This is a genomic window from Nocardia sp. NPDC056952 (genome assembly GCF_042674185.1).
Taxonomy (GTDB): domain Bacteria; phylum Actinomycetota; class Actinomycetes; order Mycobacteriales; family Mycobacteriaceae; genus Nocardia.
Genome location: NZ_JBHURA010000006.1, coordinates 318440 through 332244, shown reverse-complemented (window position 1 = coordinate 332244; position 13805 = coordinate 318440). Strand labels below are relative to the sequence as shown.

Annotated in this window: 11 protein-coding genes and 1 pseudogene; 8 read left to right on the top strand and 4 right to left on the bottom strand. The window is 68.9% G+C overall.

All coding sequences use genetic code 11. The features are described 5' to 3' along the window. The first annotated feature begins 29 nt into the window (after positions 1 to 29). Entirely contained in the window at positions 30 to 1295 is a 1266-nt protein-coding gene (locus tag ACFTS5_RS22760) for a geranylgeranyl reductase family protein (protein ID WP_378634248.1), read from the top strand. Positions 1296 to 1453: 158 nt separating this feature from the next. Beyond that, a pseudogene (locus tag ACFTS5_RS22755) lies at positions 1454 to 1762 on the top strand (VOC family protein); the annotation flags it as partial. A gap of 43 nt (positions 1763 to 1805) precedes the next feature. On the opposite strand, the gene ACFTS5_RS22750 reads toward ACFTS5_RS22755, so the two are convergent. Beyond that, positions 1806 to 2303 carry a DUF2505 domain-containing protein gene (locus ACFTS5_RS22750; protein ID WP_378634245.1) on the bottom strand — a complete coding sequence of 166 codons (498 nt, stop codon included), beginning with the start codon at positions 2301 to 2303 and terminating at the stop codon, positions 1806 to 1808. An 85-nt stretch (positions 2304 to 2388) separates the two neighbouring features. Between ACFTS5_RS22750 and ACFTS5_RS22745 the strand changes: the two genes are divergently transcribed. From ACFTS5_RS22745 to ACFTS5_RS22730, 4 genes are all read left to right on the top strand, one after another. Next, positions 2389 to 2829 (top strand): DUF3592 domain-containing protein, encoded by a 441-nt coding sequence (locus ACFTS5_RS22745; protein ID WP_378634244.1) that lies wholly within the window; start codon positions 2389 to 2391, stop codon positions 2827 to 2829. Between the two features lie 72 nt (positions 2830 to 2901). Further along, complete coding sequence (locus tag ACFTS5_RS22740) at positions 2902 to 4044, top strand: glycosyltransferase family 4 protein (RefSeq protein ID WP_378634241.1); 1143 nt, start codon at positions 2902 to 2904, stop codon at positions 4042 to 4044. Positions 4045 to 4095: 51 nt separating this feature from the next. Beyond that, entirely contained in the window at positions 4096 to 4809 is a 714-nt protein-coding gene (locus tag ACFTS5_RS22735; protein ID WP_378634239.1) for a demethylmenaquinone methyltransferase, read from the top strand. 198 nt (positions 4810 to 5007) lie between these two features. Continuing rightward, positions 5008 to 9261, top strand: a complete 4254-nt coding sequence (locus tag ACFTS5_RS22730) for a molybdopterin-dependent oxidoreductase (protein ID WP_378634237.1) — start codon at positions 5008 to 5010, stop codon at positions 9259 to 9261. Between the two features lie 5 nt (positions 9262 to 9266). On the opposite strand, the gene ACFTS5_RS22725 is transcribed toward ACFTS5_RS22730, so the two are convergent. Next, positions 9267 to 10313 carry an aldo/keto reductase gene (locus tag ACFTS5_RS22725; RefSeq protein WP_378634234.1) on the bottom strand — a complete coding sequence of 349 codons (1047 nt, stop codon included), beginning with the start codon at positions 10311 to 10313 and terminating at the stop codon, positions 9267 to 9269. 82 nt (positions 10314 to 10395) lie between these two features. Between ACFTS5_RS22725 and ACFTS5_RS22720 the strand changes: the two genes are divergently transcribed. Beyond that, positions 10396 to 11025, top strand: a complete 630-nt coding sequence (locus ACFTS5_RS22720; RefSeq protein WP_378634232.1) for a TetR/AcrR family transcriptional regulator C-terminal ligand-binding domain-containing protein — start codon at positions 10396 to 10398, stop codon at positions 11023 to 11025. A 25-nt stretch (positions 11026 to 11050) separates the two neighbouring features. On the opposite strand, the gene ACFTS5_RS22715 is transcribed toward ACFTS5_RS22720, so the two are convergent. Then, on the bottom strand, positions 11051 to 11641 hold the full coding sequence (locus ACFTS5_RS22715) for a TIGR03086 family metal-binding protein (protein WP_378634229.1): 591 nt from the start codon (positions 11639 to 11641) through the stop codon (positions 11051 to 11053). A 179-nt stretch (positions 11642 to 11820) separates the two neighbouring features. Here ACFTS5_RS22715 and ACFTS5_RS22710 point away from each other — a divergent pair, with 179 nt between their 5' ends. Next, on the top strand, positions 11821 to 12075 hold the full coding sequence (locus tag ACFTS5_RS22710; protein ID WP_378634227.1) for a hypothetical protein: 255 nt from the start codon (positions 11821 to 11823) through the stop codon (positions 12073 to 12075). Positions 12076 to 12134: 59 nt separating this feature from the next. On the opposite strand, the gene menD is transcribed toward ACFTS5_RS22710, so the two are convergent. Beyond that, on the bottom strand, positions 12135 to 13766 hold the full coding sequence (menD, locus tag ACFTS5_RS22705; RefSeq protein WP_378634225.1) for a 2-succinyl-5-enolpyruvyl-6-hydroxy-3-cyclohexene-1-carboxylic-acid synthase: 1632 nt from the start codon (positions 13764 to 13766) through the stop codon (positions 12135 to 12137). Positions 13767 to 13805: the final 39 nt, after the last annotated feature.

Here is a 13805-nt window from a genome sequence, read left to right as displayed (position 1 = left end):
ACAGCGGCCGACAGTGCCAGTATTGAGCCATGGGTTCACCGGATCTCACCCCTGCCGACCGTGCTCCGCTGCCTGCCACCGTCGAGGTGCTGGTCGTCGGGGCAGGGCCCGCCGGTTCCGCGTCGGCGGCGTGGGCCGCGCGCGCCGGACGCGATGTGCTCCTGCTCGATTCGGCGGTTTTCCCGCGCGACAAGACGTGTGGTGACGGGCTGACGCCCCGCGCCACCGCCGAGCTGGAACATCTGGGTCTCGGCGAATGGTTGCGCGCGCACACCGTGAACCACGGCCTGCGGATGGCGGGTTTCGGCAAGGAGGCGCTGCTGCCGTGGCCGGGTGGGTCGTTCCCGACGTACGGAAGTGCGGTTCCACGAACCGAACTCGACGACAAACTGCGCGAGACCGCGATCAAGTCCGGTGCGCGGATGGTCGACGGCGCGAAGGTCACCGAGGTGCTGCGCGAGGGCGAGCGGGTCACCGGGGTGACGGTGCGGATCGGCGCGTCCACCCACACGGTGCGCTGCCGGGTACTGGTGGTGGCCGACGGCGTGCGCTCCCCCGTCGGAAAACAGCTGGGTCGCACCTGGCATCGCCGCTACGCCTACGGAACCGCGGCCCGCGCCTACATCAAGTCCGGTCGCAGCGACGATCAGTGGATCTCCTCCCATCTGGAACTGCGCAATGCCGCCGACGAGCTGGTCCCCGGCTACGGCTGGATCTTCCCGCTCGGCAACGGCGAGGTGAACATCGGCGTCGGCTCGCTGGCCACCGAGGCGCGGCCCTCGCACGTCGCCCTCAAGCCGCTGCTCGAGCACTACACCCAGCTGCGTCGCGAGGAATGGGAACTCGAGGGCGAACTGCGCGCGGTGGCCTCGGCGCTGTTGCCGATGGGCGGCGCGGTCTCGAACGTGGCGGGCCCGAACTGGGTGCTGGTCGGTGACGCCGCGGGCTGCGTGAACCCGCTCAACGGCGAAGGCATCGACTACGGCCTGGAAGGCGGGCACATGCTCGCGGACCTGCTCGACGAACCCGATCTGAGCCGAGCGTGGCCGCAGTTGCTGCGTGACCACTACGGACGCACGTTCTCCGTGGCGCGCAGGCTGGCCGGCCTGGCCACCCAGCCGAGGATGGTCCCACTCGGGGGGCCGCCGGTGATGCGCTCGAAGTATCTGCAGCGCACGGCGGTTCGCGTGATGGGCAATCTGGTGACCGACGAGGACCTCGACCTCACGGCCCGCGCCTGGCGGGCCGCCGGGCGGGCCTCTCTGCGCGCCGACGAACTGCAGCCCTTCAGCTGATGACCGAACGCGGGCGGGCGGAACGGTCGCGAGCGAGGCGGCGCGTCGTCCGGTGCCGGCGCTGCTGCCGCAGCCAACTCAGCCGCCCTGGTTCCGCCGGCCGCCAACGGGAGCGAACCCGCACCTGAGTCCGGCCAAAATTCACGGGGAGGCGGGACAGCATGGGCGACAACGGCTTCCGCTGGGTGAGCATCGCCCACCCCGATCATCGCGAGCTCGAGGTGACCCTGATGATCCCGGGGCCGCCGCTCACCGACGACCTCGCCGACGCGATCCGGCGGGCACTGGCCGACGGCACCCACGGCGCCCTCGGGCTGCGCACCGCCGACTGCCAGAAGACCTACGAGGAACTCGCCGCGAAGGGAGTCGAGTTCATTCAGCCGCCGTCCGAACGTCCGTACGGCACCGAGGCGATCATTCGCGACAACTCGGGCAACTGGCTGGTGCTGGTCGAGAACCGCGGCTGACGCGCGGGTGCCGCTCGGTGGAGCGGCACCCCTCGCTGTCGGCTCAGAGCTTGGCGAACCAGTTCTCGATGAATTTGCGTTCGCTGTTCAGGACGCGCTGGTGCAACTGTTCGGCCAGCGGCTCGATCGCGCCGCCGACCAGCGGAACCTTCACCTTGACCGTGCCGACGACCTCGATCTCGCTGCCCTCGGCGGTGGGCCGCAGTTCATAGGTGCCCGACATCTCGGTGGTGATGCCGCTGGTGTTGCCGGTGAAACTGCCCTTGGCGACCTCGCCTGCCAGTGGCTGCCAGTTGTCGGTGCGGACCAGGACGAGATCGCTCTTGAGCACCTTGCGCACCAGAGCGGGAACCTTGTCCTTACCTGGGGTTTCGGTCATATGGATGGTGATCGAATCGGGGCCGTCGGGATGGGAGAGTTCGATGGTCGCGGTCTCGGCGCCGGCGAAACGCGCCTGCCAGACGGCGTCGTCGACAAGTGCCCGGTGAAGCTCTTCGACCGGGACGGTGTAGGGCGCGGTGAAGCTGAATTTGCGGGACATAGCGGGAATGTTAGGGGAGGGGCTCGTGGGGCGTCGGCGCGTGCAGGAACTTCCGGTCCCCGAGGTGACCGGTACTGTGTGGCGGGTGTCGGAAACCAGCCTGTCGGAGCGGCGGAACAAGCGCCTGCGCCGGGTTCGGGTGTGGGTGGTCGGGGCGGCGACCGTGGTCAGCGTGCTCATGGTGTTGCTGGTACTCGCGGCCTGGCGCAACGACTTCGAAATCGAGCGGCATCGTGGCGTGACCTCCGGCGAGGTGCTGTCCGCGGGCCGGTTGCGTTCGGCGGTGATCTATGTGACGCCCGACAGCGTGACCCACAATCCGAAGGTCGGCATCCTGTATCCGACGAATCTGACCGCTGGTCAGCGGATCAACGTCGAATACAGCACGCGCGACCCCGACCTGGTCCGGGTGGCCGGGCGCGACGCACGGGTGGCGATCATCCCGGCAGCGTCGGTGATCTTCGTGGCGTGGGCGCTCGCCCTGCCGGTGCTGTGGATCGTGCGCCGAAAGCAGCGCGAGGCGTAACTTCGTTTGCTGTTCGTCCCGGCTTCACGTCGGTGTGGGGGTGTCGCGCGGTGGGACGGTCACCCTGGAAGAGTGCGCGTAGCCATCGTCTCGGAGTCTTTCCTGCCGAACATGAACGGCGTCGTCAACTCCGTGCTGCGGGTGTTGGATCACCTGGACCAGCACGGTCACGACGCGATGATCGTGGCGCCCGATTCCCTGCGCGGCGCCCCACCCGCACCTCGTTTCCACGGCCGATTCCCGGTGCACCGCGTGCCCGCGATGATGGTGCCGAAGGTGAGTTCGCTGCCGGTGGGCCTGCCACAACCGGGCATCACCGCCGCCATCGCCGCATTCGATCCCGATGTGGTGCACCTGGCCTCGCCGTTCCTGCTCGGCGCGGGCGGGCTCGCCGCGGCGACGCGCTTGGACCTGCCGACCGTCGCGGTGTACCAGACCGATGTGGCCGGGTTCGCCAAGAGTTACGGGCTCGGGCTGGCCGCACGGGCCGCGTGGGCGTGGACTCGCCGGATCCACGAGGGTGCCACCCGCACGCTGGCACCGTCGTCGGCGGCCGCGCACGATCTCGCCGAGCACGGGATTCCCCGAGTGCACCGCTGGGGCCGTGGCGTGGACATCGCCCGGTTCAACCCGGCCGCGCGCAGTGCCGAGCTGCGGGCGAGCTGGCTCGGTTCCAATGACCGGCTCGTTGTCGGGTTCGTGGGCAGGCTCGCACCGGAGAAGCACGTGGAACGGCTGGCCGCACTGGCCGGTGACCCGTCGATCCAGCTCGTCGTGGTGGGCGACGGACCGGAACGGGCCCGGCTGCGCAGGTTGATGCCGGACGCGGTGTTCACCGGCGAACTGGGTGGCAGCGAGCTGGCCACGCACTACGCCAGCCTGGACGTGATGGTGCATCCCGGCGAACACGAGACGTTCTGTCAGGGCGTACAGGAAGCGCTGTCCTCGGGTGTGCCGGTGATCGGGCCCGATGCCGGTGGGCCACGGGATCTGATCTCGCACTGCCGCAACGGGTATCTGCTGCCGGTCGACCGGTTCGCGGAATTGCTGCCGAGCGCGGTGTCGGCCCTGCGTGACGCGGGCCAGCGCGGCCGGTTCGCGGCGGCGGCGCGCAAGTCGGTGCTGCACCGCACCTGGCCCGCGGTCTGCACCGAGCTGATGGGTCACTACGCCGACGTCACCGGGATGCGCGAGCGATTGCCGCGCACGGCCTGAGTGGCGCAACCCACCCGCGCTATCGCGGCGAAAAAACTCTAAGCTCGGTGCGTGGCGACAACAGAGCAGCGAGAACCGATTCGGGCTTCGCTGGACAAGCAACCCCACGAGGTCGCGTCGATGTTCGACGGTGTGGCGAAGCGCTACGACCTCACCAATACGGTCATCTCCGGTGGCCAGGATCGGTACTGGCGGTGGGCGACGCGACGTGCTCTCACGCTGCGTCCCGGCGAGCGGGTCCTGGATCTGGCCGCGGGTACCGGCGTCTCGACCGTGGAGCTCGGCAAGTCCGGCGCCTGGTGCGTGGCCGCCGACTTCTCCCAGGGGATGCTCGCGGCGGGCCGGTTCCGGCAGGTGCCGATGGTGGCCGGCGATGCGATGGCGCTGCCGTTCGCCGATGATTCGTTCGACGCGGTGACCATCTCGTTCGGGCTGCGCAATGTCGCCGACATCGATCTGGCACTGCGCGAGATGCTGCGGGTGACCAAACCGGGCGGCCGGGTCGTGGTCTGCGAGTTCTCCACACCGGTGTTCGGACCGTTCCGCACCGTGTACATGGAGTACCTGATGAAGGCGCTGCCCCGGGTGGCGCGCGCCGTGAGCTCCAACCCTGACGCGTACGTGTACCTGGCCGAGTCGATCCGTGCCTGGCCGAACCAGCGCAGGCTGGCCCGCCGGATCGCGGACGCCGGCTGGGACTCGGTGCAGTGGCGTGACCTCACCGGTGGTGTGGTGGCACTGCACCGCGGCTACAAACTGGGCTGAAACACCCTCGGCGGCGGGGGTGAGTCCGGTCACCCCGACTCGTCCGTGGTCGCGCGCCGACAGCCCGGAATGCGCCCTGATCAGGGGTGATATTCGGGCCGCATCCTCACCGTCGAGATTTCGTCTTGTGAGGTCGATTGTCACCTGGACATAACGTTCGGTAAATCGAGCGCAACGACCAATGCGGATGATCGAGTCATGACAGGGGAAGCGGGCAGCCGCGGCACGGACACTGTGCGTACACAGTGCTCGTACTGTGGCGTCGGCTGCGGCATAAACGTCCAGACAAAGACTGATCAGTCTGGTGCGCGAGTGATCGCGAAGGTCAGCGGCGACAAGCTGCATCCGGCGAACGCGGGCAGACTGTGCACCAAGGGCGCCACCCACGCGGAGATGATGGCCGCGCCCGGCCGGATGGACACCGCCTACCGGCGCCCCGAACGCGGGCAGGTCCCCGTTCCACTGCCGGTCGACGAGGCCGTTCACGAAACCGCCACCCGCCTGCGCGCGATCCTCGACGAGCACGGCCCCGACGCGATCGCCCTCTACGTCTCGGGGCAGATGTCGCTGGAAGCCCAGTACCTGGCCACCAAACTGGCCAAGGGCTACCTGCGGACCAAACACATCGAGGCCAACTCGCGCCTGTGCATGGCCAGCGCGGGCACCGGCTACAAGCAGTCGCTCGGCGCGGACGGGCCGCCCGGTTCCTACGACGACTTCGAACACGCCGACCTGTTCCTGGTCAGCGGCGCGAACATGGCCGACTGCCACCCGATCCTGTATCTGCGCATGGCCGACCGGCTCAAGGCGGGCGCCAAGCTGATCGTGGTCGATCCACGCCGCACCGATACCGCCGCGCGCGCCGACCTGTTCCTGCAGATCGCACCGGGTACCGACCTCGCCCTGCTCAACGGGCTGCTGCACCTGCTGGTCGCCGACGGTGCGATCGACACCGACTTCATCGCCGAGCACACCGAGGGCTGGGACGCGATGCCCGAGTTCCTCGCCGACTATCCCCCGGACCGTGTCGCGGAACTGACCGGCCTCGCCGAGGCCGATATCCGCACCGCGGCCAGGATGATCGCCGAAGCCGGCGAGTGGATGTCGCTGTGGACGATGGGGCTCAATCAGTCCACGCACGGCACCTGGAACACCAACGCCCTGGTGAACCTGCACCTGGCCACCGGCACCATCTGCCGGCCGGGCAGTGGGCCCTTCTCTCTCACCGGCCAGCCCAACGCCATGGGTGGCCGCGAGATGGGTTACATGGGCCCCGGCCTGCCCGGGCAACGCAGCCTGCTCTCCCCCGCCGACCGCACCTTCGTCGAGACCGCATGGGATCTGCCCGACGGCACCCTGCGCACCGAGTCGGGCCCCGGCACGATCGACATGTTCCGCGGGCTGGCCGACGGTGAGATCAAGGCCGCGTGGATCATCTGCACCAATCCCGTGGCCACCGTGGCCAATCGCAAAACGGTGATCGCGGGCCTCGAGGCGGCCGAGTTGGTCGTGGTGCAGGATGCCTACGCCGAGACCGCGACCAACGCCTACGCCGACCTGCTGCTGCCCGCCGCACTGTGGGCCGAAGCCGATGCGGTGATGGTGAATTCGGAGCGCAACGTCACCCTGCTGCAGCAGTCGGTCGACCCGATCGGCGACGCGCGACCGGACTGGCTGCTGATCGCCCAGGTCGCCACGGCGATGGGTTTCCCGGGCTTCGATTTCGCCTCCAGCGCGGAGGTGTTCGCCGAGCTGCGGCAATTCACCAACCCGGCCACCGGCTACGACCTCAGCGGCATGAGCTACGAGCGCCTGGCACAGGGGCCGATGCAGTGGCCGTGCAGTGACGCGGACACCCCGCGCAACCCGATCCGCTATATCAACGACGGCGCCCATCAGCCGCTGCACACGGCGGCCGACGGCACCACCCCGCGGCTCGCTTTCGCTACAGCGAGCAGGCGCGCGGTGTTCTTCCCCCGCCCGCATATGCCCGCCGCCGAACTGCCCGATGACGACTACCCTTTCCTGCTCAATACCGGTCGGCTGCAACATCAGTGGCACACGATGACCAAGACGGGCAAGGTCGCCAAGCTGACAAAGCTGAACGGCGAGCCGTTCGTCGAAGTTCATCCCACCGACGCCGAGAAGCTCGATCTGAAGCCGGGCGATCAGCTCGAGATCGCGTCGCGCCGGGGCCGTGCTGTGCTGCCGGTGCGGATCAGCGACCGGGTGCGACCTGGTGATTGTTTTGCTCCTTTCCACTGGAATGACGAACAGGGCGAATATCTGACGATCAACGCGGTCACCAACGACGCAGTGGATCCGGCCTCGTTGCAGCCGGAGTTCAAGGCGTGCGCGGTGGCGCTGCGCCGGGTCGGCCCGGCCGCCACACCCGAGCAAGCACCCCCGCACCCCGCGCAGCTGCCCGCACAACCGGCCGCGCATCCACTGGCCGGGATCCTCGGCCTCGACGCCGGCGTCTCCCCCACGCTCAGCGAGACCGAGCGCATCTATCTCGGCGGTTACCTCGCCGCTCTGCAGTCGCTACCGGTGACCGGGCAGCCGGTGCTTCCGGTGAGCGCACCGTTGTCGACACAGTCACGCCTGTGGGTCGACGGACTGCTGGCCGGCATGTACTCCCGCAACGCCGGCGCCGCCACCGACGCCGCCGACAGCCCCGACTCCCACCCGGTCACCGTCCTGTGGGCCTCCCAGACCGGCAACGCCGAAGAACTGGCCGCCACTGTCGCGGCTCGTCTCTCGGAGGCGGGCCTCACGCCGTCGTTGCTCGACATGGATTCGTGCGAGCTGACCTCGATCACCGGTGACGTCCTCATCGTCACCAGCACCTTCGGTGACGGTGGCCCGCCGGACAACGGTGCCGACTTCTGGACCAGGCTCGAAGACAGCATCATTCGCCTCAACGGTGTTCGGTACGCGGTGTTCGCGCTCGGCGATTCCTCCTACGACGACTTCTGTGGCCATGGCCGCAAGCTCGACACCCTGTTCGCCGAACGTGGTGCGAAGCGACTGCTGGCGCGGGTGGACAGCGAGCCCGATTTCGCCGACACCGCCGATCAGTGGCTCGACGATGTCCTGATCGCGATCACGAGCGGATCGCCCGACGACGGCGGTCCGACCGGTGGCGCTCCGCGCGGCCGCGATGCCTCGCTCGTCGGCGCGTCGAACGGCCGCGATTCGATCGGCACCAGCAACGTTGCCCGGCACGCCGATTCGGGCCGTACGATGCCGTCACCGGCCGGTCGCGGTGGAACGACCGTGCTCGACCGGCAACTCGCGCCCGCCCGAGCGAAGCGCGCCACCGCCGCTCCGTTCACCCGCCAGTCCCCGGTCCGCGCCACCCTGATGCGCAACGAGATCCTCAGTGCACCCGGCTCACCGAAAGAGGTGCGGCGCTTCGGTTTCGACCTGCACGACCTCGACGCCGGGTACGAAGTGGGCGATTCGCTGGGCGTACTGCCCGCCAACTGTCCGGATCTGGTCGACGAATGGCTCACCTGCACCGGACTCGACGGTCGGCGCGTGATCGAGGTCGACGACCGCGAACTCACGCTCACCGATGCCCTGCGCACCCACTACGACATCACCAAGGTGAGCCAGGACCTGCTCGGCTTCATCGGCGAGCGCAACCCACACCCACAGCTGGCCAAGCTGCTGCGCCGCGACAATCGCAATGAGCTCGCCTCCTACCTGTGGGACCGCCAGGCGGTCGACGTGCTGCGCGACTTCCCGGTACGCACCGATCTCGTCGACTGGCTGAGCGCACTGAAAAAGCTGCAACCACGCCAGTATTCGATCTCCTCGAGCCCGTTGACCACGCCCGACGAGGTGCAGCTGACGGTCGGTGTCGTCCGCTACGGCGACCCGGTGGGCACCTCGGCGCGTCGGGGTGGGGTGTGCTCGACGTTCCTGGCCGACCGGGGTACGACCGCAGTGCCGATCTTTCTGCAGCGGGCACCGCATTTCCGTCCGCCGTTGGACCCGAACGCCCCGATGATCATGGTGGGGCCGGGTACCGGTATCGCTCCCTTCCGCGGTTTCCTGCACGAGCGCCGGGCCATCGGCGCGACCGGTCGCAACTGGCTGTTCTTCGGCGACCAGCACGCCGCCCAGAACTTCTACTACCGCGCCGAACTCGAAGACATGTTCCGTTCCGGTTTCCTCACCCGGCTCGACCTTGCCTTCTCCCGCGATCAGCGCGAGCGGGTCTATGTCCAGCACCGAATGATCGAGCACGGCGCCGAGCTGTGGTCGTGGCTGCGCGACGGCGGCCACTTCTACGTCTGCGGTGATGCCGCCCGGATGGCCAAGGATGTCGACGACACCCTGCTGCGGATCGCCCAGATCCACGGAAAGCTGGACGAGGCCGGCGCGCTGGCCTTCAAGAAGCAGCTCGTCGCCGAGAAGCGGTACGTGCGCGACGTGTACTGATCCGATCAGGCCGCCGTGGGGATCGTCGGCGGGTTGAGCCGGGCGAAGTCGGGCAGCCGGTGGTACGGGTAGTAGGGGTACGGGGGTGTCGTCGCACTCGCCGCATCGAGCGCGGCCAGGTGTTCGGGGTCGAGCTGCCAACCGACCGCACCGAGGTTCTGGCGTAACTGCTCCTCGTTGCGGGCGCCGATCAACACCGTGGCGACCGTGGGCCGGGTGAGCAGCCAGTTCAGCGAGATCTGCGGGACGCTGCGGCCGGTTTCGGCGGCGATACGATCGAGCACCTCGACAACGTCGTAGAGCCGTTCATCGTCGACGGGCGGACCCGCCTGAGCCGTCTCGTGCAGCCTGCTTCCCGCCGGAAGCGGTTGTCCACGACGGATTTTGCCGGTGAGCCTGCCCCAGCCGAGCGGACTCCAGATGATAGAGCCGACGCCCTGGTCGGCACCGAGCGGCATCAGTTCCCATTCGTAGTCGCGACCGACCAGCGAGTAGTAGACCTGGTGCGCCACCGGCCTTTCCAGGCCGAGAGCCTCGGCGGTAGCGAGTGTTTTCATCAGTTCCCAGCCGGCGAAGTTGGAAACGCCGAGGTAGCGGATCTTGCCTGCCCGCACCAGATCGTCCAGGGCCGTGAGTGTTTCCGCCAGCGGTGTGCCCGCGTCGAAGGCGTGCAGCTGGAACAGGTCGAGGTAGTCGGTGCCGAGGCGGCGCAGCGAGGCATCGACGGCGCGGATCAGCCTGGCGCGGCTCGAGCCCGCCTCGTGAGGGCCGGGACCGGTGGGCAGCGCCGATTTGGTCGACAGCAGCACCTGCTCGCGCCTGCCCTTGATCGCCGCGCCGAGTACCTCCTCCGACGCGCCGTCGGAATAGACGTCGGCCGTGTCGAACAGGGTGACGCCGGCCTCCACGCTGATGTCGATCAAGCGCCTGGCCTGCGCGGCATCGGTATCACCCCATGCGCTGAACAGCGCACCACGACCACCGAAAGTACCCGCGCCGAAGCCGAGTGCCGGAACGAGAAGACCGGATGCGCCGAGCCGTCGGTACTCCATGAGAGCTCCTAAAGGGTCTATAGTTTCGTTAACACGATCGACCGTACACCCGATCCGCGCTAAATGAAACAGGAGTTCCGTTATGGACCACGACATCGCTTGGCCGGGCTCCGTCCGGCCTGGTGGACGCACCGCCCGGGTGCGCGAGTCCGTCCTGGAAGTGGCCGGTGATCTGCTGGCGGACCGCGGATTCGCGCACCTCGACCTGACCGAGGTCGCCACCGGCGCCGGGGTCGGCAAGACGACTGTCTACCGCCGCTGGCGCACCCCCGCGGGGTTGGTCGCCGATCTGCTCGTCGACATGGCCGAGCAGTCACTGCCCCGCGCCGACACCGGCTCGCTGCTCGACGATCTCACCGCGAACGCCCGCCTGGTGGCGAAGACTCTCGCCGACGGTCGCCAGAGCAACCTCTTTCGCGCGGTCATCGCCGCCGCCACCTGTGACGATGCCACCGCCGCCGCGCTGCACACGTTCTACGACACCCGGCTCAACGAATGGGCGCCGTGTGTCGAGGCCGCCGTCATCCGTGGCGAGGCGCCCGTCGGCACCGACCCGCGCGCCGTGCTGTCCGCCGTTTCCGCGCCGCTCTACTACCGATTACTGGCCAGCGGCGATCCCATCGACGACGACATCGCCGACCGATCGGCCCGGGCCGCCGCCATCGCCGCCGCCGCGGGAACATTCGTCATCGCCGAGAAGCTCGACGACTGAACGCAGTGGACGACTGAGCGCGGTGCTAGGCGACCGCCGGGGAACGCCAGGCCGGGTCGCGACCGGTGAGACCGAGCAGTCGGTCGAAGGCGGGAGCGTCGGCCGAGACCTCGACAACCGGGCCGAACAGGCCGGGAGTGCCGGCAGGATCGGTCTCGCGCAGGAACTCGTGCAGAATCGCGAGATCGGCAGGGGCGACGGTCACATGCTGTCCGGTGGCGACCGCGAGATCCCACGCGTGGATGGTGATCTCGTCGAGCGCGACGATCGCCATGACCGCGGCGGGCAGCTCCACTCCACCGGCCTCGGTGTCACCCTCCCATGCCTCGGGCACGCGCCACACCGACGTCAGCGTCTCGAGCTGCGCGGCGATGCGGGTGCGCCAGTCATCGGGCAGCGGGCTGTCGGAACCGGCGGGCGGTGGCACGGACCGGCCGATCGACTCCTTGGTCGCGGCCTGGCGGAACGCCTCGGTCAGCCCGACCACGTGGGCGAGCAGATCGCGCACCGTGGACTCGGCGCACGGCGTCGGGTCGGCGAGCTGGTCGTCGGTGATGCCGTCGACGACCAGGGCCAGCGATCGGGCGGCTGGTTCGAAATCGAACTGTGGTTCCATGAGCGCTCCTCAGCGATGGCAATGGCTGCACTGATGCAGACGACACCGTCGCCGGAAAGTCATCGGTGCGGGTTGCCGCGGGCACCGGATCGGCGCACCCTGGACAGCGCAGGACCCGATCGACGTCAATCACGTCCGAGGCTCAACCGATCGAGCAGGCCGACGAACGAGGAGCACCGATGATCGACTACGAAAGCTCTCGCCCACTGGACGAGGTCCCCGAGGCCGATCGCGTCGAACAGGAACAGTCCGCCTTCCGCGATGACGACCCCGACGATCCCGCCTACTCCGACGCCGCCGACTACACCGACGAGATGGCAGCCACCATCGCCCGTGAGGCCGAGACCGCGAATCCGGCGGACGTGATCGAACAGATCATCCCCGTCCCCTTCGACGACGGCGGCGAGGAGTTCACCGTCGCCGAGGAAGGCTGACGGGCGCGCCAGCGTTCGATCGCCGTTCGCGCACGGCCACGGCGAGGGCGGAGGTTCGCCTAACCGGCGATCTTCGTCCGCAGACCCGCGTGCAGTTCACGCAGGCTGGACCGCTCGGTCGCCACCTCGAGCACGCGCAGACCGTGCGCGTCGGCGGCCAGTTCCACGGCCAATTCGGCGGGATCGAGCTGACGGTGCGGGATACGGTAGGCGGCACACAGCGCGGCCAGATCCATGCCGTGCGGAGTGCCGAACACCCGCTCGAACACGCCCGCGTACTGCGGATCGCCCTGTTCGAGCAGCTCGAAGATGCCACCGCCGTCATCGTTGGCGACGACGATCGTGAGGTTGTCCGGACGTGGTTCGCCACGACCGATCAGCAGGCCGGACGCATCGTGCAGAAAGGTGAGGTCACCCATCAGCGCAACGGTGCGGCCCGGATGCGCCAGCGCGGCACCGACGGCACCGGAGACCGTGCCGTCGATCCCGGCGACGCCGCGATTGGACAGCACCCGGATACCCGGCCGTGGATGCGAGACCAGGGCGGCGTCGCGCACCGGGTTGGACGCACCGAGCAGCAGCTGATCGCCTTCTCGTAATCCGTCCATGACCACGGCCGCCACATGCAGGCCGGTCGCCTTGGGATGCGCGGCCAGCTCGGCCCGCACCACCGATTCGGCCTGCTGGTTCAGTTCGGCGCAGCGCGCCAGCCACGCGGGCGCGGGCACACCGGTGGTCACCGCGCGAGTGCCGGTGCCCACGACATTGCCGGAGACATCGGGCCAGCGCGGACCGGTGGTGAGCGCGAACACGGTGACATCCGGATCGGCCAGCACGCGCGAAACCTGCCGGTGCAGGGTCGGGCGACCGGTGATGATCGCCTGGGTGGGCTTCAGCAGCGACAGCGCGAGCGGATGCAGGGCGGGGCCGTGCATCGGCGCGGTCGGCTCGGCCACCGTCGGCAGTGCGGCGAGTTCGGGCAGCAGCCGGGCGCCGTGGCCGGAGATGACGACGGTGTCGGGCGTCAGATCGATATCGAGCGGCACGTCGAGCGTGGCGTACTGGGTTGCCGTCCACGGCCGGTCGCCCTCGCGGCCGACGGGCAGCGGGTCGTCGGACAGCTCCGGGACCAGCGGTTCCCGCAGCGGGATGTCGAACTGGACCGGGCCCGCGTTGCCGGAACGGGTTCCGCGCGCGGCGGCGAGTACACGGCACACCGACGAGCGCCACACACTGTTCTGTCGCGGGTAGGCCGACTCCCCCGCTTCGGCTTCGGCCAGCCCGAGGCTGATCGTGGCGCGCACCTGAGAGCCGAACAGCCCGAGCTGTTCCACCGTCTGATTGGCGCCGGTACCGAGCATCTCGTAGGGCCGGTTGGCACTGACGACGATCAGCGGCACCCGCGCGTAGTTGGCCTCCAGGACCGCCGGGCCCAGGTTCGCCACCGCGGTGCCGGAGGTCATCACGACCGGAACCGGCCGCCCGGACGACACCGCGAGACCGATCGCGAGAAATCCCGCGGTGCGCTCGTCGACGCGCATGTGCAGCCGCAGCTCGCCCGCCGCGTCCGCCGCCTGCAGCGCGAAGGCCAGTGGCGCGTTGCGCGATCCGGGGCACAGCACCACTTCGCGGACGCCGCCGCGGACGAGCTCGTCGACGACCACTCGAGCCTGCGCAGTAGACGGATTCACAATCACAGCCTGTCAGACGGGCGCGCACTCGTCTGCCCC

Bases quoted from the DNA above. Each gene is read 5' to 3' on its own strand.
- ACFTS5_RS22760 (WP_378634248.1), top strand. From the start codon at position 30: ATGGGTTCACCGGATCTCACCCCTGCCGACCGTGCTCCGCTGCCTGCC.
- ACFTS5_RS22750 (WP_378634245.1), bottom strand. From the start codon at position 2,303: ATGTCCCGCAAATTCAGCTTCACCGCGCCCTACACCGTCCCGGTCGAA.
- ACFTS5_RS22730 (WP_378634237.1), top strand. From the start codon at position 5,008: ATGACAGGGGAAGCGGGCAGCCGCGGCACGGACACTGTGCGTACACAG.
- ACFTS5_RS22725 (WP_378634234.1), bottom strand. From the start codon at position 10,313: ATGGAGTACCGACGGCTCGGCGCATCCGGTCTTCTCGTTCCGGCACTC.
- ACFTS5_RS22720 (WP_378634232.1), top strand. From the start codon at position 10,396: ATGGACCACGACATCGCTTGGCCGGGCTCCGTCCGGCCTGGTGGACGC.
- ACFTS5_RS22715 (WP_378634229.1), bottom strand. From the start codon at position 11,641: ATGGAACCACAGTTCGATTTCGAACCAGCCGCCCGATCGCTGGCCCTG.
- ACFTS5_RS22710 (WP_378634227.1), top strand. From the start codon at position 11,821: ATGATCGACTACGAAAGCTCTCGCCCACTGGACGAGGTCCCCGAGGCC.